Here is a 19,517-nt window from a genome sequence, read left to right on the forward strand (position 1 = left end):
CCGTTAGTGACGGAAATGGCGCATGCCAGTAAAGACCATCGCAATGCCTGCTTCGTCAGCCGCATCGATGACTTCCTGATCGCGCATAGAACCGCCCGGCTGGATGATCGCTTTAATGCCGGCAGCAGCTGCGGCATCGATACCATCGCGGAACGGGAAGAAGGCATCAGATGCCATCACGGAACCTTCAACCTGCAGGCCTTCGTCGGCGGCTTTGATACCGGCGATCTTGGCGCTGTAGACGCGGCTCATCTGGCCTGCACCTACGCCGATGGTCATGCCATCTTTAGCGTAAACAATGGCGTTGGATTTAACAGACTTCGCCACTTCCCAGCAGAACATCAGGTCACGCAGCTCTTCTTCGGAAGGCTGGCGCTTGGAAACCACTTTCAGTTCAGACTGTTCAACCTTGCCCAGGTCGCGATCCTGAACCAGCAGGCCGCCATTCACTCGCTTGTAGTCCAGGCCGGTTGCGCGTTCGCCAGACCATTCGCCGCATTCCAGTAGGCGCACGTTTGGTTTGCTGGCAGCCACTTCTGCAGCCGCTGCAGAGATGGACGGTGCGATGATCACCTCAACGAACTGGCGCTCGATGATCGCTTTCGCGGTTGCTTCGTCCAGCTCACGGTTGAAGGCGATGATGCCGCCAAAGGCAGAGGTCGGATCTGTCTTGAAGGCGCGCTCGTACGCTTCCAGGATGTCGCCGCCAAGGGCAACGCCACATGGGTTGGCGTGCTTAACGATAACGCAGGCCGGTTCAGCAAAGGCTTTCACTGCTTCCAGTGCTGCATCAGTGTCGGCAACGTTGTTGTAAGACAGCGCTTTACCCTGCAGCTGCTTCGCAGTAGCGATGCTGGCTTCAGCCGGGTTGGCTTCAACGTAGAAGGCTGCACGCTGGTGAGGGTTCTCACCGTAACGCATGTCCTGTGCCTTGATGAACTGGGTGTTGAAGGTGCGAGGGAAGTCTGCCGGAGCTTCTGCTTCGCCTTCAACGATAGCGCCGAGGTAGTTGGCGATCATGCCGTCGTACATGGCGGTGTGCTCGAAAGCTTTTACCGCCAGGTCGAAGCGTGTGCCCATCGCCAGGCCTTCGTTCGCATCCAGTTCGCTGATGATGCTGTCGTAATCGCTGGCATTCACAACGATAGCCACGTCTTTGTGGTTTTTCGCTGCTGAGCGCACCATGGTTGGGCCGCCGATATCGATATTTTCGATCGCCATTGGCAGATCGCAATCGGGACGGGCGATAGTCTGTGCAAACGGATACAGGTTAACCACAACCATATCGATCGGGTTAATACCGTGTTCACTCATTACCGCATCGTCCTTGCCGCGACGACCCAGGATGCCGCCGTGAACTTTTGGATGCAGAGTCTTTACACGGCCATCCATCATCTCAGGGAAACCGGTGTAATCAGAGACTTCAACTGCAGGAATGTTGTTTTCCTTCAGCAGTTTGAAAGTTCCGCCGGTGGAGAGGATTTCAACGCCGCGAGAGCTCAGCGCCTGAGCAAACTCTACGATGCCGGTTTTGTCGGATACGCTGATCAGCGCACGACGAACAGGAGTGGTATTCTCTGCCATGGTCTATATCGTTCCGATAGTATTTGAATGCGGTTACAGCAGGCCGTACTGCTTCAGCTTCTTGCGCAGTGTGCCGCGGTTCAGGCCCAGTACCTGGGAGGCACGGGTCTGATTGTCCTTGGTGTAAGCCATGACGGTTTCAAACAGCGGTGCTTCTATTTCGGCCAGAACCATCTGATAAACGTCGGTTACAGGCTGTCCGTCCAGTTGGCGAAAGTAATTTGTCAAAGACTGATGCACGCAGTCACGCAGCGTCTCCTGGGTAACTTCAGGGTTAGCTTGAGGTGCAATAGTCGGTTTGGTGATGTCTTTGTATTCCACTGTGAATATGTATCCAAGTCTGTCAGGCGGATGCTTTATAATTCATAAGCTGCACGAAGAAGTCCTCGATCGCTGAGGTCTGCTCTTCTGCGCTTTCCAGCTTATTAAATGCTTTCCGGAAGGTGCTGCCTTCCGGTTGGCTATGCAGGTACCAGCCTACATGTTTGCGCGCGATACGCGGTCCCATGAAGTCACCATAAAAGGTGTACAGTTCCTGCAGGTGGCCAAGCAGTATAGCTTTGACTTCTTCCAGCTTTGGTTCCGGCAGTAGGTTACCCGTTCTGAGGTAATGGTCTATCTCACGAAAAAGCCAGGGGCGGCCCTGTGCTGCGCGTCCAATCAATACGCCATCAGCGTGGGTATAGTCTAGTACCTGTTTTGCTTTTTGCGGCGAAATAATATCGCCGTTGGCAAAGACAGGAATATCGAGCGCCTGCTTGATCTGCGAGATGGTGTCGTATTCCACCTCACCCTTATATCCGCAGGCACGTGTGCGGCCATGTACGGCCAGTGCCTGAATGCCTGCATCTTCAGCGATGCGGGCAATTGCCAGTCCATTGCGTTGGCCGGGAGCCCAGCCAGTGCGGATTTTCAGTGTTACGGGAACGTCGACAGCGTCGACAACGGCCCTGAGTATATCCCTGACGAGAGGTTCATCTTTCAGCAAGGCAGAACCGGCTGCCTTGTTGCAGACTTTCTTTGCAGGGCAACCCATGTTGATGTCGATTATCTGAGCACCACGTTCGACATTCATGCGAGCAGCTTCTGCCATCATCTGCGGTTCACCGCCGGCAATCTGCACCGAGCGGGGTTCCACATCACCCGTATGATTAAGGCGATAGCTTGATTTGCGGGTGTTCCATAGCCGCGTGTCGGATGTCACCATCTCAGACACGACGAGACCGGCTCCCAGTTTCCGGCAAAGCTGTCGGAAGGGGCGGTCCGTAACGCCTGCCATCGGTGCCAGAATAACCTGACTGTCAATGGTGTAGGGTCCTATACGGAACATGCTCAACCTTATTTCGGGTAATAATATGCCGTGAAGCCAATATTGGCTCCAAAGCTGGTTTCATCAAGGAAGGCGGCCAATAATACTCTCTCAGCGGCATCCATCCAAGCGGTTTTTGGTGCTTTTTTGACCGTTTTTTCCGGGTGAAGGGCTAGTAATATCAGTAGTTTGGTGCTACCAGCGCGATTTCGTAGTTGATTGCGCGGGCGGAGGGATTGAGGATTTCGAGGCGGATAAGATGGCGTCCGTCGGCGCTCATATAACCCCTGGTTCCGGCCTGGAGTGGCAGGTAGTCCTGTGGCTGAAAGCGTCGCCTGGCGACCTCACGCCCCTTCAGGTCGGAGAAGCTTAAATCGAGTGCAGGATAAGGCTGAGAGAACGTCGCACCGTTATGCAGTGACAGTTCGAGGCTGAGGGTGTTCTTGTACTGCGGGTGAGGTTTTATCTCCAGTGACTCGCTGCGGATGGCGTCCAGTTGCTGCCTGGGTGGCAAATTACACTCCAGCCGGGTGCAGGTCATCTGATAGATGCCGGTAAAGGATGGGTGCCAGGCTAGGCGGTCGCGCTCAAACCAGAGTAGCTGGGCGGCAAGCGTGAGTATTGCCAGCAGGCTGGCGAGACTCCAGAGAAATGTGTGAGTAACTTCGTCTTCACCCGCTGTCAGGCTGAGTCCGCTTTTCGGAGCGGTAACCTCTGTCGGCAGTGGCGACAAGTGGTCGGCTGAGTGCGGCAGAGCTGAGACCCGGAGCGGTTGCTCGCGCTGCGGAATAATCTCTGGTGTCTTTGGCGGTGTCGGGTTTGGGGGCTTTTGTCTGGCGGAGTCCCCGTCATGTAATGACGAGTGGCTATCGAGGCGGTCACGGCCTTTCGGCGTGTTATCGGCGTTGCCGCTTCTTTCCGGCGACTGCCTGCACTCCAGAGCATCAAACACTGCGAGGCAGGTGCCGCAGCGAACCTTGCCGCCGGCGCTTCGCAGCTGCTGGCTGGTCACCCTGAAGCGTGTATCGCATCCGGGGCAGCAGGTGATGATGCTCTGTTGATCCATAGCTGAAGCTACCTACTTACGCGTGCCGCTGATGCGGATCCAGCCTTCACGTTCTGCAACCGGCTCAAGGTCAAACCACTGGCCATAAGCGTTTCGAATCTCTTCGGCCTGATCTTCCAGCAGGCCGGATAGCGCCAGGCGGCCGTTGCTGCGAACCAGGGCTGCCAGAGTGGGGGCCAGGCTGACCAGCGGCCCTGCCAGAATGTTGGCGACCAGCAGATCAGCCTGCATTGCCGGTGCCGCTTCCGGCATATACACATCCAGTCGATCATCGGTCAGCTGGTTGCGTTTAAGGTTCTCCCGGGTGGCCTGCAGGGCCTGGGGATCTATATCCACACCCATGACGTGGCGGGCACCCAGCAGCAGTGAGGCGATACCGAGAATGCCTGAACCGCAACCATAGTCGACTACCTGGCAGTCATCCAGCTCCTGGCCGTCAAGCCACTCAAGGCAGAGTGCAGTGGTCGGGTGAGTGCCGGTACCAAAGGCCAGTCCCGGGTCCAGCATCATATTCACTGCTTCCGGATCCGGGGCTTCGCGCCAGCTTGGGCAGACCCAGAGGCGCTTACCAAACTGCATCGGGTGGTAGTTGTCCATCCACTCCCGCTCCCAGTCTTTGTCCTCAAGGATTTCGACTTTCATCGGAGGCATCGGCTGGCCGGGGAAGAGGTTTTCGTGTCCCTGCTGAACATACTCGGTCGTAGCGTCCAGATCATGGTCGGCAGAGTAGAGGCCGGTCACCACGGTATTGTTCCACAGCGGGGTCGTGCCCAGGTCGGGCTCGAAGATAGGTTGGTCAGCCCCGTCGCGGAAGGTGACGGCGGCGCTGCCGGATTCCAGCAGCAGATCTTCATACTGCTCGGCAACATCGGGACTGGTTTTAATGGTTATCTGGAGCCAGGGCATGGGTTACATCCGTACATTTGAAGGCTTTGAGTATGACTTAAAAATATTGCGCATCGCAACAGGAGGGCGCTGAGGGGATAAAACGAAAAAGCCCGCCGAAGCGGGCTTTTATCCGGGAGCTGTAACTTACAGGCCCAGTTTCTTTTCCAGGTAGTGGATATTGACGCCGCCTTCCTGGAAGGCTTTGTCGCGCACGATTTCCTGCTGCAGCGGGATATTGCTGCGGATGCCATCGATCAGCATCTCGTCCAGCGCATTGCGCATGCGGATCAGTGCAGTTTCACGGTCATCTGCGAATGTGATCAGTTTGGCGATCAGGGAATCGTAGTGAGGTGGTACGCTGTAACCGGCATACAGGTGAGAGTCGACGCGTACGCCGTTACCACCCGGTGCGTGGAAGTACTTAACAGTACCCGGGCAAGGCAGGAAGGTTTTAGGGTCTTCCGCATTGATACGGCACTCGAAAGAGTGGCCCAGTATCTTAACGTCTTCCTGTTTGATCGAGAGAGGCTGGCCTGCGGCGATGCGCAACTGCTCTTTAACGATATCAACGCCGGTGATCATCTCGGTAACAGGGTGTTCTACCTGAACACGGGTGTTCATCTCGATGAAGTAGAAACCGCCGTTCTCATACAGGAATTCGAAAGTACCGGCACCGCGATAACCGATCTTGATGCAGGCATCAATACAGGACTGCAGTACCTGAGCGCGGGCTTCCGGGTCTAGATGAGGAGCAGGGGCTTCTTCCACGACCTTCTGGTGACGACGCTGCAGCGAGCAGTCGCGGTCATAGAGGTGGATGGCATTGCCCTGGCCGTCAGCCAGTACCTGAACTTCCACGTGGCGAGGGTTTTCCAGGAATTTCTCCATGTAAACCGTATCGTCGCCAAATGCTGCGGCTGCTTCAGAGCGGGTTACGTGGATGGAGTTCAGCAGGGATGCTTCGCTGTGAACTACGCGCATGCCGCGGCCACCGCCACCGGCAGCGGCCTTGATGATAACCGGGTAGCCGATGCGCTTGGCAATAGCGTGTACGCGCTCAGGATTATCTTCCGGCAGTGGGCCGTCAGAACCTGGTACCGTTGGAACGCCAGCCTTTTTCATTGCCTCAATCGCGGAAACTTTGTCACCCATCAGGCGGATAGTTTCTGCTTTAGGGCCGATAAAGGCGAATCCGGAGCGCTCTACCTGTTCGGCGAAATCAGCATTCTCAGCCAGAAAGCCGTAACCCGGGTGTATGGCAACAGAGTCGGTGACTTCTGCGGCACTGATGATAGCCGGGATATTCAGGTAGCTTTTTGGGGACGGCGCCGGGCCGATACAAACGGCTTCGTCTGCCAGACGAACGTGCATCAGATCGCGGTCAGCAGTGGAATGCACCGCCACAGTCTTGATATCCAACTCTTTGCAGGCACGTAGAATGCGCAGTGCAATCTCGCCGCGGTTGGCAATGACTATTTTTTCCAGCATCAGATGATCCTTGGTAAGGTCGCAGAATTAAACGATTGTAACCAGTGGCTGGTCAAACTCTACCGGCTGACCGTCTTCTGCCAGAATTGCTTCGATAACACCGGCTTTGTCTGCTTCGATCTGGTTCATCATCTTCATCGCTTCAACAATGCAGATAACGTCGCCTGGCTTGACTGTCTGGCCAACTTCGATGAATGCCGGAGAGCTAGGGGAAGGTGAGCGGTAGAAAGTGCCAACCATCGGTGACTTGATGACGTGGCCGGTTGTTGCCGGTGCAGCTTCTGCTTCAGCAGCTGGAGCCGCAGCTGGTGCAGCTGCAGCTGCAGGCATCGGAGCAGCTGCCGGTGCGGCATATGCTGGGTAAGGTGCAGCGAAAACGTGCTCTGAAGCGGCGCTGCGGCTGATGCGCACAGACTCTTCGCCTTCTTTGATCTCGATTTCGTTGATGTTGGATTCTTCCAGCAGCTCAATCAGCTTCTTGACTTTGCGGATGTCCATTCTGTTCTCTCTGATATTCAGTCGTTGTCTCATGCAATCCGGTCGAAGACCGATTGCAGTGCAAATTCATAACCTCTGGCACCCAGGCCACATATCACCCCGATAGCTTTATCCGAGAAATATGAATGGTGGCGGAATGCTTCGCGCGCATGCACGTTTGAGAGGTGGACCTCTATAAACGGAATGTCGACACCAAGCAGGGCGTCTCTCAGGGCAACACTTGTATGTGTAAACGCAGCTGGATTGATCACGATAAATGCCACGCCTTCATCACGGGCGGCATGTATGCGGTCAATCAGCGCAAATTCGGCATTGCTCTGAAAGCTATCCAGCGAGTGACCCGCAGCCTTCGCCTGTTTGCTCAGGGCATGGTTGATATCGGCCAGTGTCGTGGAACCATAAACCTCGGGTTCCCGGGTGCCGAGAAGATTGAGGTTGGGACCATGCAGAACCAGTATTTTTGCCATGCTCAAGCCTTAGCCGTAAAGGCGGGTCAAATTGGATCAGGGGTAATTAAGCGCCATAGTTTGCACAACTACTGTCATGATGTCTATAAGTGCGCAAGTTTTCGTGGTTTTCTACCACTTTGGCCGAACTTTGCCGTTATTTCGCTGCGGGCAATGGTTAAACAGTGAGCGTTTTTTGCAGGATTTTTTTGCTGTCAGCGTAAAATGTGCAGTTTATATCTATTTGTTGCAATTTGGCGTCAGTATAATTGACGATCGCTGCAAAATTATCCATATTGCAGTGCGGTAATAGGGCTTTAGACGTTTCAGGCTTCAGGGAGTAGGGTAATGATGCGAAGGGTGGTGTTTAACCAGAAAGGCGGAGTAGGCAAGTCCAGTATTGCAGTGAATCTGGCGGCGATCAGTGCCAGCCGGGGGCTGCGGACACTGGTGGTGGATCTGGACCCGCAGTGTAACTCCAGTCACTACCTGTTAGGTGAGGACTATGCGGACTATTCACCCGATATTCGGGGATTCTTTGAACAGACATTGAGCTTTCAGCTTAAGCCGGCCGGGCCTGAACAGTTTATCCACCCGACCCGGTTCGATAACCTGGCGGTGATGCCGGCCAATACCGAGCTCGGCGACCTGCAGTCCAAGCTGGAAACCAAGCATAAGATCTACAAGCTGAGGGATGCACTGGATCAGCTTGATGCCGAATACGATGCGATCTATATCGACACGCCGCCCGCTTTTAACTTCTTTACGCTATCTGCGCTGGTGGCGGCAAAGCGCTGCCTGATCCCGTTTGATTGCGACGAATTTGCCCGTCAGGCGCTCTATAACCTGCTGGCAAACGTGCATGAAACCCGGGCGGATCATAATGCAGGCCTGGAGGTTGAGGGGATTGTGGTGAATCAGTACCAGTCCCGTGCGACGGCTCCGCGCCAGATCGTTGAGGATCTGGAAGCTGATAACCTGCCGGTGCTGAAAAGCCGGATATCCTCGTCGGTAAAGATGAAAGAGTCTCATAATGAGGCTTCACCTTTAGTCCATATGGCACCCGGACATAAGCTGACCCAGGAATTTATGGCGCTGTACGACGAGTTGCATGAAGAGGTGGCGCTGGCTGTTTAGCCGGAGTTATTGTGGCCGCTATCCCGGCTGAAGGCCGAGCTGACTATGGGCTGGGGCTGGCGTAAGGCGGCCGATTTGTTTCTCAGGCCCATCAGCCAGAAAAACAGGATGATTGTCGAAGCAATCAGAATGAAGACTTCCGTCGTCATGAGGGTTCCGGATTGGTTATTTTCTTCGATTCTATCCTGAGGCGGGAATCAGGCAATAGAGAATAATTCATGAAAAAGCGGAGCCAGGCTCCGCTTTTTAGTGTCTCTTACAGGCCCTTGACGGCATAGATGCCCGGGGCGTTACGCCAGTAGCCTTTGTAGTCCATGCCGTAGCCGAAGATATAACGGTCTTCGATATAGATGCCGACGTAATCCGCTTTAAGATCAGGGCGGGCTTTGCGGTCGTGAACCTTATCGACCAGTACCGCGATACGAACCTCTTTGGCGCCTTCGCGCTTACAGAAATCGATGATCTCTGCCAGAGTGTGGCCCTCGTCAAGGATGTCATCAACGATCAGGACGACGCGGTCTTTGAAATCGATATGTGGACGTACTTTCCATTCCAGCTCATGGCCGGAAGTACTGTTGCGGTAGCGGGTCGCGTGCATGTAACCGGCTTCCAGTGGGAAGTCCATCTCGGTCAGCAGCTTGCCGCCGATCACCAGGCCGCCATTCATAATCGAGAATACTACCGGATCCTGATCCGCCAGGTCAGCGGTGATGGCTTCGCCCATCTTTGTGATGGCTGCTTCAACTTCGGCTTCGCTGTGCAACAGGTCTGCTTCCGCATATACCTGTTTGATATGTTCCAGATCGGTGTTTGACATGCTTCGTTGCTTACTTTGTTAATGCTTTCTTTAGCCCCGGGTGATAAGACACTGACCGGAGCGGGCTGCCTGACGGGATATGCCAGAACTGAAATAGTAGTGTAATTTCAGGGGCAGCGGCTTAAAGGGCGCAAACGATAAAGGGGATCGTGTTTAAGAGCAAGTGTTTGCTCACCTTTTTGATGACAAAGATCATCATGTCCGTTAACCTTGGCGGTTTTTATCTACCGTATAGGTAGCAAAGCTACGCCCATTCGCTGGCTCTCTTCGCCGACAACGATTCCGGATGCTTTCTGCGGCCAAAACTGGGGTACTGATGTGCTTCAGGTGTTGTGCTGTCTGATCTCCCGGGTCTGGAGGTTAGGGGCCGTGGTGGCTGCGTCTGCTTTGTTCTGAAGTAAATTTATCCGCAGTGCCTGGTTTGAGGTTTGAAATGAGCGTCCACGAGATTAAACATCCCCTCGTACAACACAAAATCGGTCTGATGCGTGCAGCTAAAATGAGCACGCGCAGTTTTCGCCAGCTGGCAGCAGAAGTTGGCTGCCTGCTGACCTACGAAGCCACCAAGGATCTGGAGGTCGAGGATTACGAGTTAAAAGGATGGAATGGTCCTGTTACCGCACAGCGTATCAAGGGTAAGAAGATCACTGTCGTACCGATCCTGCGGGCTGGCCTGGGTATGCTGGATGGCGTACTGGAGCTGGTGCCGACGGCGCGTATCAGCGTGGTAGGTCTGTACCGTGATGAAGAGACTCTGGAGCCGGTTGCCTACTTTGAGAAGCTGGCAAACGATATCGACGACCGTATGTCGCTGATTATCGATCCGATGCTGGCGACCGGCGGATCTATGATCGCCACGATTGATATGCTGAAGAAAGCCGGCTGCACCAGCATCCGCGCACTGGTGCTGGTGGCGGCTCCTGAGGGGATTGCGAAGGTACAGGAAGCTCATCCGGATGTGGATCTGTACACCGCTGCGGTGGATAGCCACCTGAACGAGAAAGGCTACATCATCCCGGGACTGGGAGATGCTGGCGATAAGATCTTCGGCACTAAATAAGAGTAGCTATCCATGAGTGATTCCTCACAGAACAGCTGGCGCACCGTGCTGGCCGGCTCACAGATGCTGTTTGTGGCATTTGGTGCGCTGGTGCTGATGCCGCTGCTGACCGGACTTGATCCCAGCGTAGCGCTGTTCACCGCCGGTATCGGCACCTTGTTGTTCCAGTTTGTAACCCAGCGCACTGTACCGGTGTTTCTGGCATCCTCCTTCGTCTTCATCGCACCGATCAGCTACAGCACCCAGACCTGGGGCGTACCTGCGACGATGGGCGCTCTGTTTGTCGCCGGTGTGGTGTATATGGTGCTGGCCGCCATCGTGAAAGTACGTGGCTCAGGCTTCCTGCATCGTATTATGCCGCCGGTCGTAACGGGTCCTGTAATCATGGTGATTGGCCTGGGTCTGGCGCCGATTGCGGTGAACATGGCGATGGGTAAGACCGGTGATGGCGCTATTGAGCTGTTCCCATATAAAGACGCGATGATCGTCTCCATGATCGCGCTGCTGACCACGCTGCTGGTTGCGACGCTGGCGAAGGGGATCTTCCGCCTGGTGCCGATTCTGGCCGGTGTACTGGTCGGTTACGCTGCGGCCTATACCATGGGTATGGTTGATCTGGCTAAAGCTGCTGAGGCGCCACTGATTGCGGTACCGAACTTCGTCTTCCCTGAGTTTAACCTGGCGGCAATCCTGTTCATGATACCGGTGGCAATTGCGCCGGCGATCGAACACGTGGGTGATATTCTGGCGATCAGCAATGTCACCGGTAAGGACTATCTGAAGAAGCCGGGACTGCATCGCACCCTGTTTGGTGACGGTATTGCGACCTCCGCCGCATCACTGTTCGGCGGGCCGCCAAACACCACTTACTCGGAAGTAACCGGTGCTGTGATGCTGACCCGTTCCTTCAACCCGATGATTATGGTTTGGGCAGCCGTCTTCGCTATCCTGCTGGCGTTTGTCGCAAAGTTCGGCATCCTGCTGCAGACCATTCCGGCGCCGGTAATGGGCGGTATCCTGATCCTGCTGTTTGGTTCTATCGCTGCAGTTGGCATGAATACCCTGGTGAAAGCGCGTGTCGATATGGCACAGCAGCGTAACCTGGTCATCGTTTCCACCACTCTGGTATTCGGTATCGGTGGTATGGCAATCGGTGCCGGCGACCTCAACCTGCAGGGCGTCAGCCTGTGCGGTATCGTGGCTATCGTGCTGAACCTGGTGCTGCCACAGGCAGATGCCAGTGAAGACCTGGCCAGCGAGAAAGCGGTGGTCGAAGATCTGGTCGATCATGGCCGCAGCTGATACAGCACTGTAAAAGCATCAAACAACGCCCGGCCTTACAGCCGGGCGTTTTTGTTTCAGGACTCAGAGCTGATCGCGTCGATCCGGCGTGCCTGCTGCTGTAACAGATACATGGAGCGGTAGATACCGTTGTCCATTGCCATCAGTTGCTGATGGTTGCCACGCTCGGCGATCTCGCCATGACTGAGCAGCAGGATCTGATCGGCCTCTTTAATGGTGGAAAGGCGGTGGGCGACGATGATCAGCGTGACCTTGCCGCGCAGCTCATGCAGCGCCCGCTGTACCACCTGTTCTGTTTCACTGTCCACATTGGCGGTCGCCTCATCCAGTAACAGTATGCGTGGGGAGGCAGCCAGTGCCCGGGCGATCACCAGCTGCTGGCGCTGGCCGGTGGAGAGACGGGTGCCGCGTTCACCCAGTTCAGTGTCATAACCCAGCGGCAGCTGGCTGATCATCTGGTGCAGGTGGGCCTGCTGTGCCGCGGTTTCGATCGCCTGCCGGGAGAGGCCGCGCCCCATATCGATGTTTTCGGCAATACTGCCGGCAATAATAAAGGGCTCCTGCGGGATCAGGCCTATACCGTGACGCAGGTTGTCGTGGCTGAACTGCGGCAGAGGTTGCCGGTCGATCATAATCTGCCCCTGAGCGGCCTGATAGAAGTTGAGTAACAGGCTCAGCAGGGTGCTCTTACCGCTGCCGGTATGGCCTGCGATGGCGTAGAACTCTCCGGGCCTGATCGCAAAACTGATTCCCTTCAGCACCGGCTTATCTGCCTGGTAGGCAAAGTGCAGGTCGCTGACATCGATTGCTCCCTGACGGACGCGGGCATCGCTGGATTGCCAGCCTTGCGGCGCTTCGTCCAGCAGGTCATTAACCCGTTCCCCGGCCACCATCGCCTGCTGATAGAGGTTAAAACGCTGGGTGACCTCGGCCAGAGGCTCGGTAAAGCGGCCGAGAAAGTTCAGGAACGCATAGAGTACCCCGACCTCAGCCACGCCTTCGACCATCTGCAGGCCGAATACCCAGACGATGGCCAGCAGCACCAGAATGCTGAGCAGGTCTATCGCCGGACGCAGCAGCGCGGCGCTGACCCGGATTGTCTGCATCCGGGCACCGTAGTAGCGGTCATTGACCTGGTCGAACTGGCGGCTGAAACGCGCTTGCTGGTTACTGGCCTGCAGTACAGACATGCCGGCGATCGACTCACTGAGGTTGGCGTTAATTTCAGAGCGCAGCTGGCGCGCCTGCTGTACCGCTTTACCGCTGAATTTTTCGTAGAAGAAGATCACACCAAACACCGTAGGGATCAGCAGCAGGGCAGCCAGCATCAGCTGCAGATCCAGCAGCGCCATGGCGACCAGAATCCCGACCAGCAGGAAAAGGTTGCCCATCACTACCGACAGGAACTGGACATAGAGATCCTTGATCGCTTCGGTATCGTTGGTAATCCGGCTGACCAGCTTTCCGGTCAGGGCGCGGTCGAAGTAGGCCATCGGGAGTTTCAGCACATGGGCGAATACCCGCTGGCGGATATCCTGCACTGCATCCAGCGCCATCTCAGTGAACTTCAGCGTTTGCTGGTAACGCAGCCATGCCGCAGCAATCTGGGTAAAGAGGTAGGCAGCCAGTAATATTGCCAGTGCGGTCAGGTCGAATTTCTTGGGCAGCAGGTAGTCGTCGATAAACACCTTAGCCAGTATCGGCCCTGCCACATCGGCCAGCGTCGCCAGCAGTAACAGGGCGGATGCTTTAATCAGCAGCGGCTTGTCGCGGTAGATATATCGGCTGAGCAGGCGGAAAGCGCCGCGTTGTTCAGATCTCATTGAGGCTGGCCTCCATCTGCTGGTAGGTCCACATGCGGCTATACCAGCCATCCTGTTGCAGCAGTTCAGCGTGCTGGCCGCGTTCGCTGACATGGCCGTGATTCAGCACCAGTATCTCGTCGGCATGCTCCACCGATGAGAGGCGGTGACTGATAATAATGGCGGACTGCTCCTGCAGTTCGGTCTGCAGGTAGCCCAGTATCCGCTGTTCGGTATGCACATCGACCGCCGAGAGGGCATCGTCCAGCACCAGGATTGGTGCTTCGCAGAGCAGGGCGCGGGCGATCGTCAGGCGCTGGCGCTGGCCGCCGGAGAGGGTCAGGCCGCGTTCGCCTACCAGAGTGTCGTAACCGTCAGGGAAACGGCGGATATCCTCATCCAGCGCGGCGATACGTGCGGCCTGGCGGACCTGTTCCCTGCTGGCATCGGGACGTCCAAGGGCGATATTGTCGGCGATACTGATGCTGAACAGGAAACCGTCCTGAGGTACGCTGGCAAAGCTTGATCTGAGCTGATCCAGCGCCAGCTCCTGCAGCGGCAGCTCGCCAAGCTGAATCAGGCCCGGAGCGGCCTCCCATTGCCGCATCAGCAGCGCGGCCAGGGTGGTCTTCCCCGCGCCGGTTGGCCCGACGATCCCCAGTACCTTGCCCCGAGGCAGGTTGAAACTGACCTGCTGCAGCACCGGCTGCTCAGGGTTATTGGGGTAGGCAAAGCTCAGGTTCCTCACCTGCAGCCCGGCATTCAGTGGCGGGCGCTGTCCGCTGTCGGGAATCGAGTCGGGCTCATTCAGCAGGGCATCGACCCGGTTAAAGGCGGCGCTGCCGCGTTCGACAATATTCATCAGCCAGCCGAATGCCCACATCGGCCAGATCAGCTGGCCCATATAGATGGTAAAGCTGGTGAGCTGGCCCACGCTCAGCTCAGCTATCCAGATCAGGTAGCCGCCATAGCCCAGCGTCAGTAGCAGGGCACCGGTGAGGGCGAGGTAGATGACCGGTTCAAACATCGCCTCACTGCGCGAGACCTGATAGTTGCTGTGTGCGGCCTTGGCTGCGATGGTATTGAACAGTGCGCTTTCTGCTTCTTCGCGCCCCATTGCCTTGATCAGACGGATGCCGGAGAGGGCTTCCTGGGTTTTATCGTTCAGCTCTGAAAAGCGCTCCAGTGACTGATGGAAGTGCTGGTGCACGGCGATGGATATCCGGTAGAAACCATAACCCATCAGCGGAAAAGGGATCAGCGCCACCAGAGTCAGGCGCCAGTCGATCAGGCTGAACATCATGATCAGCACCAGAATAAAGGTCAGCAGGCCGTCAAAGCCCGACAACACGCCTTCCCCTGCCGCCAGCTCGACCGCATCGATATCATTGGTGGCGCGGGCCATCAGGTCGCCGGTGCCGTGCTGGCTGAAAAATGCCGGGCCAAGCCGGGTCAGGCGCTGGTAGAAGCGCTGACGCAGCAGGCCGCCAAGGCGATAGGAGGTGCCAAACAGGATCAGGCGCCAGCCGAAGCGCAGCAGGTAGATCAGCAGCCCCATTCCCAGCAGGGCCAGCAGCTGCAACTTGACTTCGGTAGTAAAATCGCTGGCTGCGATCATCTTGTCGATACTGTTACCGACCAGCCAGGGCACGGCAGTATTGAGCAGGGCCACCCCTGCCAGCATCGTCATCGCCAGCAGGTAGGTGCGCCAGTGGGCTTTAAAAAACCAGCTAAGGTGCCGAAACAGAGCCATAAGATATTTGATCCTTCAATACCGATTCCCCTTTGTAGAGAATATCGGCCAACAACACAATTACTGTCGCTCTTGTGACCTGTAGCGGTCAGCGTTAGGGTAGGCGCCTCTGAGTCCATTTTGCCGCCACACGGAAAGTGGCGTTGCCATTTAGAGAGGGAAACGGCGATGAATACCGAACTGAATCAATCACTGCAACAAACCTTTGGCTTTGAGCAATTCCGGCCGGGACAGGCGGAGGCCGTCGGGCAGCTGCTGGCAGGCGACTCGACGCTGGCGATATTTCCCACCGGTTCGGGGAAGTCACTCTGCTACCAGTTTACGGCCCTGCAGTTGCCTCATCTGACGCTGGTGGTATCGCCTCTGCTGGCGCTGATGAAGGATCAGCTGGAGTTTCTGGCAGCCAAGGGGATTGCGGCTGCCAGTATCGATTCCACCCTGAGTGCGGATCAGAGCCGCCAGGTGATGGATGATGTGCGCAGTGGTCGTATCAAGATTCTGATGGTATCGGTGGAGCGCTTCAAGAATGAGCGCTTCCGGCATTTTATCCAGTCCGTGCCGTTATCTATGCTGGTGGTTGATGAGGCGCACTGTATCTCGGAGTGGGGCCATAACTTCCGGCCCGATTACCTCAAGTTGCCGGACTACCGGCGTCAGTTAAATATACCGCTGGTACTGTTGCTGACCGCCACGGCGACAAGGAAGGTGAAGCGGGATATGGCGGCGAAGTTTGCGATTGAGCCGCAGCATATAGTGCAGACCGGATTCTACCGGGCCAATCTGGACCTGGCGGTGGTGCCGGTGTCGCTGGAAAACCGAGACCGGCGTCTGCTGGAGGAGGTGCGTCAGCGCCGGGGCGCCGGTATTGTCTATGTCACCCTGCAGAACAGTGCCGAGCGGGTGGCGGATTACCTATGTCAGCAGGGGGTTAATGCCCGCGCCTACCATGCCGGTTTCGATGATCCGACCCGGCAGCAGATTCAGTCTGACTTTATGGCGGGCAGGGTGGATGTGATTGTGGCCACCATCGCTTTCGGTATGGGGATCGACAAGTCGGATATCCGCTTTGTCATCCACTATGACCTGCCCAAGTCGATCGAGAACTACAGTCAGGAGATTGGCCGTGCCGGACGGGATGGTCGGCTCTCCCACTGCATGACACTGGCCAGCCTGGATGGGCTGAATACGGTGGAAAACTTTGTCTATGGTGATACGCCGGAGCTGGACAGCATCGCCCGACTGCTACAAACCATCTCTTCGGAACAGCGTCCGGGTAACGAGCAGGGAGTGCCGGCCGGGCAGGGAGCTGCGGAGTGGGAGATGCAGCTGCTACCCCTGTCCAATGACTGTAATATCCGCCAGTTGCCGCTCAAGACGCTGATGGTACAGCTGGAGATGCGCGGCCTGATCCAGCCGCTTTACAGCTATTTTGCAGAATACCGCTACAAGTTTACCTCCTCGCGTGAAGCAGTGCTGGCGCGCTTCAGCGGTGAGCGCCAGGCATTCCTGGCGGCGCTGTTTGATGCCACCCGCTTTAAACGGGTCTGGGGGGAGCCGGACTTCGAGGTGCTGCAGCAGCACTATCAGAGCGATCGTGGCCGGGTGATTACGGCGCTGGAGTTTCTGCAGCAAAGCGGCATGATCGAGCTGGAAAGCAAAAAGATGACCGAGGTCTACCGTGTTGATCCGGTGCGGCTGGCCGATCCGGCGCTGGCCGGAGAGCTGCATCATTACTTTAAGGCGCGGGAACAGTCCGAAGTCAAACGGATCGCGGCGCTGGTGCGTTTTTTCGAGCTGGATCGCTGCCTGAGCCAGAATCTGGCGCGTTATTTTGATGACTCAGCGGTACCCGAACAGTGCGGTCACTGTTCTGTCTGCCGCGGAGAGGTCGCGCAGTTGCAGTACTCTTATCAGCCGCAATGGCCGGATGATGCCGAGATCCGTGCAGCGATAGAGCGCCTTTGTCAGCACCTGCAGGTTAAGACAGGCCAATCCGTGAGCACTGAGAGTCAGTGCCGCTTTCTGGCGGGGATCAGCATCCCGCTGTTTAGCCGCAATAAGGTGCGTCAGCTGGCGGGGTTTGCGCTCTGCGAACAGCACCGCTATGAGGAGATCCGGCAGAAAGTCACAGAGTTAGGAAACCCGTCCTGAGCCTGGGTGTTTTGCTGAGAAAGTGATCTGGCTGGTATTCGCCGGGCTGGCGGGAATTAAAAGAAGGAGATCGCCAGGCGGCGTCCGCGACGATAAGCGAGTGCGGCGCTCCGGCGGACGCCCAGCCCGTGAGTGCAGGCTGTCCGTATAGCGGAGCAACTTACTTCGACAGGTACTTTATCCCCGACTCCATCCCTTCGAGTGTCAGCGGATACATATGATTGCCGACCTGCTGCCGGATCATCTGCAGGCTCTGGGTATAGTGCCAGAAGCGTTCGTTGGACGGATTCAGCCAGATGACCTTCTCCCAGCTGTCGAGAATGCGTTGTAACCACACCTGGCCCGGTTCATCATTCAGGTGCTCGACGCTGCCATGACGGTGGGTCAGTTCATAGGGCGACATGGAGGCATCGCCGACGATCACCACGCGATAATCGGAACCGTAGGTACGGATCACCTCTTCGGTACTGATGGTGTCATTGAAGCGGCGGCTGTTGTCCTGCCACAGTCGCTCGTAGATGCAGTTATGGAAGTAGAAATATTCCAGATGCTTGAACTCGCTGCGGGCGGCTGAGAACAGCTCTTCGCAGGTCCGGATATAGGGATCCATCGAGCCGCCAACATCAAAGAATATCAGCACCTTGGCGGCATTATGGCGTTCCGGCACCATCCTGATATCAAGCAGACCGGCATTGTTGGCGGTGGAGCGGATGGTATCGTCCAGGTCGAGCTGATCGGCGGCACCGCTGCGGGCAAACTTACGCAGTTTGCGCAGGGCAACCTTGATATTGCGGGTGCCCAGCTCGACGTTGTCGTCCAGGTTACGAAACTGGCGCTTTTCCCATACTTTCACGGCGCGCTTATGCTTGCTCTGGCCGCCAATCCGGATACCCTCCGGGTTATAGCCGCTGTGACCGAATGGTGAGGTGCCGCCGGTACCGACCCACTTATTGCCCCCGGCGTGACGGCCCTCCTGCTCGTCCAGGCGCTGGCGTAGTGTTTCCAGCAACTTATCCAGCCCGCCCATCGCCTCGATCTCGGCCTTTTCCTCAGCGCTGAGGTTTTTCAGGAAATCAGCTTCCAGCCAGTGTTCCGGGATCAGGGCATCCCGAAAGTCTTCGATCGCTTCCAGCCCCTTAAAGTAGACGCCGAAAGCCTGATCGAAGCGGTCATAGTGCTTCTCATCCTTGATCAGGCAGATCCGTGCCAGCTGGTAGAAAGTTTCCGTATCGCAGAAGGCCAGGTTCTGCTTTAGTGCCTCCAGCAGGGTGAGCAGTTCCTTAATAGTGACCGGTACCCGCGATTTGCGCAGGTGATAGAAAAAGTCGATTAGCATCAGGCTTCTCCGCTCAGACTTAGCGTTGTTCGCGGCGTGCCATAAACGCCAGTCGTTGCAGCATGTGCAGATCCTGCTCGTTCTTCAGCAGGGCACCGTATAGTGGCGGCATCGCCTGGGTCGGGTCCCGGTTGAGCAGTGTTTCGCGGCTGACTTCGTCGCTGAGCAGCAGTTTCAGCCAGTCGATAAGCTCTGAGGTCGATGGCTTTTTCTTCAGACCGTTGATATCGCGTACCTGGAAAAACACCTCCATCGCCTCGCGCACCAGCAGCTGCTGGATATCCGGATAGTGGACATCGACGATTTTCTTCATGGTGTCCTGATCCGGGAAGTTGATGTAGTGGAAGAAGCAGCGACGCAGGAAAGCATCCGGCAGTTCTTTTTCGTTGTTGCTGGTAATAATGATTATCGGACGGTGTTTAGCCTTAATCCGCTCGCCGGTTTCGTAGACGAAGAATTCCATCTGATCCAGCTCGACCAGAAGGTCGTTCGGAAACTCGATATCGGCCTTATCGATTTCGTCGATCAGCAGCACCACCTGTTCATCGGCGGCAAATGCCTGCCACAGCATACCCTGCTTGATGTAGTTGCTGATATCGTGCACCCGCTCGTCGCCCAGCTGGGAGTCACGCAGGCGGGAAACCGCGTCATATTCATACAGGCCCTGCTGAGCCTTGGTGGTCGACTTGATATGCCAGCGCAGCAGCTTCTTACCCAGCCCGGCAGCCACCTGTTCTGCCAGCATGGTTTTACCGGTGCCGGGTTCACCCTTGATCAGCAGGGGGCGCTGCAGGGTAATCGCTGCATTGACTGCCAGTTGCAGTTCGCTGGTTGCAACGTAATGATCGGTGCCTTCAAATTTCATCAAATCGCTCCACAA

Annotated in this window: 17 protein-coding genes; 4 read left to right on the forward strand and 13 right to left on the reverse strand. The window is 56.4% G+C overall.

What is annotated here, in order from left to right; genetic code table 11:
- Window positions 1–3 precede the first annotated feature (3 nt).
- From purH to aroQ, 8 genes are all read right to left on the reverse strand, one after another.
- A complete protein-coding gene (gene purH, locus Q354_RS0103065) occupies window positions 4–1,584 on the reverse strand; it encodes a bifunctional phosphoribosylaminoimidazolecarboxamide formyltransferase/IMP cyclohydrolase (RefSeq protein ID WP_027856342.1) in 1,581 nt (526 codons plus the stop codon).
- Window positions 1,585–1,617: 33 nt separating this feature from the next.
- The gene (gene fis, locus Q354_RS0103070) at window positions 1,618–1,890 is read right to left on the reverse strand and encodes a DNA-binding transcriptional regulator Fis (protein ID WP_036228402.1); all 273 of its coding nucleotides are present in this window, start codon (window positions 1,888–1,890) and stop codon (window positions 1,618–1,620) included.
- Between the two features lie 37 nt (window positions 1,891–1,927).
- Window positions 1,928–2,914, reverse strand: a complete 987-nt coding sequence (gene dusB, locus Q354_RS0103075; RefSeq protein ID WP_245600981.1) for a tRNA dihydrouridine synthase DusB — start codon at window positions 2,912–2,914, stop codon at window positions 1,928–1,930.
- 160 nt (window positions 2,915–3,074) lie between these two features.
- A complete protein-coding gene (locus Q354_RS27785) occupies window positions 3,075–3,959 on the reverse strand; it encodes a DUF3426 domain-containing protein (protein ID WP_084332449.1) in 885 nt (294 codons plus the stop codon).
- Between the two features lie 12 nt (window positions 3,960–3,971).
- Window positions 3,972–4,865, reverse strand: coding sequence for a 50S ribosomal protein L11 methyltransferase (gene prmA / locus Q354_RS0103090; protein WP_027856347.1), 894 nt, complete (start codon window positions 4,863–4,865; stop codon window positions 3,972–3,974).
- A gap of 126 nt (window positions 4,866–4,991) precedes the next feature.
- Entirely contained in the window at window positions 4,992–6,335 is a 1,344-nt protein-coding gene (gene accC / locus Q354_RS0103095) for an acetyl-CoA carboxylase biotin carboxylase subunit (RefSeq protein ID WP_027856348.1), read from the reverse strand.
- Window positions 6,336–6,362: 27 nt separating this feature from the next.
- Complete coding sequence (gene accB / locus Q354_RS0103100) at window positions 6,363–6,833, reverse strand: acetyl-CoA carboxylase biotin carboxyl carrier protein (protein WP_027856349.1); 471 nt, start codon at window positions 6,831–6,833, stop codon at window positions 6,363–6,365.
- A gap of 29 nt (window positions 6,834–6,862) precedes the next feature.
- Window positions 6,863–7,300: a type II 3-dehydroquinate dehydratase gene (gene aroQ / locus Q354_RS0103105; RefSeq protein WP_027856350.1), complete on the reverse strand. Its 438-nt coding sequence runs from the start codon at window positions 7,298–7,300 to the stop codon at window positions 6,863–6,865.
- A 330-nt stretch (window positions 7,301–7,630) separates the two neighbouring features.
- Here aroQ and Q354_RS0103115 point away from each other — a divergent pair, with 330 nt between their 5' ends.
- Window positions 7,631–8,416 (forward strand): ParA family protein, encoded by a 786-nt coding sequence (locus tag Q354_RS0103115; protein ID WP_027856351.1) that lies wholly within the window; start codon window positions 7,631–7,633, stop codon window positions 8,414–8,416.
- 256 nt (window positions 8,417–8,672) lie between these two features.
- On the opposite strand, the gene Q354_RS0103125 is transcribed toward Q354_RS0103115, so the two are convergent.
- Window positions 8,673–9,233, reverse strand: a complete 561-nt coding sequence (locus Q354_RS0103125; RefSeq protein ID WP_027856352.1) for a hypoxanthine-guanine phosphoribosyltransferase — start codon at window positions 9,231–9,233, stop codon at window positions 8,673–8,675.
- Window positions 9,234–9,666: 433 nt separating this feature from the next.
- Between Q354_RS0103125 and upp the strand changes: the two genes are divergently transcribed.
- On the forward strand, window positions 9,667–10,293 hold the full coding sequence (gene upp / locus Q354_RS0103130) for a uracil phosphoribosyltransferase (RefSeq protein ID WP_027856353.1): 627 nt from the start codon (window positions 9,667–9,669) through the stop codon (window positions 10,291–10,293).
- Window positions 10,294–10,305: 12 nt separating this feature from the next.
- Window positions 10,306–11,595 carry a uracil-xanthine permease family protein gene (locus Q354_RS0103135; RefSeq protein WP_027856354.1) on the forward strand — a complete coding sequence of 430 codons (1,290 nt, stop codon included), beginning with the start codon at window positions 10,306–10,308 and terminating at the stop codon, window positions 11,593–11,595.
- 56 nt (window positions 11,596–11,651) lie between these two features.
- On the opposite strand, the gene Q354_RS0103140 is transcribed toward Q354_RS0103135, so the two are convergent.
- Window positions 11,652–13,418, reverse strand: a complete 1,767-nt coding sequence (locus Q354_RS0103140; RefSeq protein WP_027856355.1) for an ABC transporter ATP-binding protein — start codon at window positions 13,416–13,418, stop codon at window positions 11,652–11,654.
- On the reverse strand, window positions 13,408–15,150 hold the full coding sequence (locus Q354_RS0103145; RefSeq protein ID WP_027856356.1) for an ABC transporter ATP-binding protein: 1,743 nt from the start codon (window positions 15,148–15,150) through the stop codon (window positions 13,408–13,410). The genes Q354_RS0103140 and Q354_RS0103145 overlap by 11 nt, the downstream gene beginning before the upstream one ends.
- A 168-nt stretch (window positions 15,151–15,318) precedes the next feature.
- Between Q354_RS0103145 and Q354_RS0103150 the strand changes: the two genes are divergently transcribed.
- Window positions 15,319–17,301, forward strand: a complete 1,983-nt coding sequence (locus Q354_RS0103150) for a RecQ family ATP-dependent DNA helicase (protein WP_027856357.1) — start codon at window positions 15,319–15,321, stop codon at window positions 17,299–17,301.
- 160 nt (window positions 17,302–17,461) lie between these two features.
- Here Q354_RS0103150 and Q354_RS0103155 read toward each other — a convergent pair whose 3' ends face one another.
- A complete protein-coding gene (locus tag Q354_RS0103155; RefSeq protein ID WP_027856358.1) occupies window positions 17,462–18,637 on the reverse strand; it encodes a vWA domain-containing protein in 1,176 nt (391 codons plus the stop codon).
- 19 nt (window positions 18,638–18,656) lie between these two features.
- Window positions 18,657–19,502: an AAA family ATPase gene (locus Q354_RS0103160; RefSeq protein ID WP_027856359.1), complete on the reverse strand. Its 846-nt coding sequence runs from the start codon at window positions 19,500–19,502 to the stop codon at window positions 18,657–18,659.
- Between the last annotated feature and the right edge of the window lie 15 nt (window positions 19,503–19,517).

Source organism: Marinobacterium jannaschii DSM 6295 (assembly GCF_000620085.1).
Taxonomy (GTDB): domain Bacteria; phylum Pseudomonadota; class Gammaproteobacteria; order Pseudomonadales; family Balneatricaceae; genus Pontibacterium; species Pontibacterium jannaschii.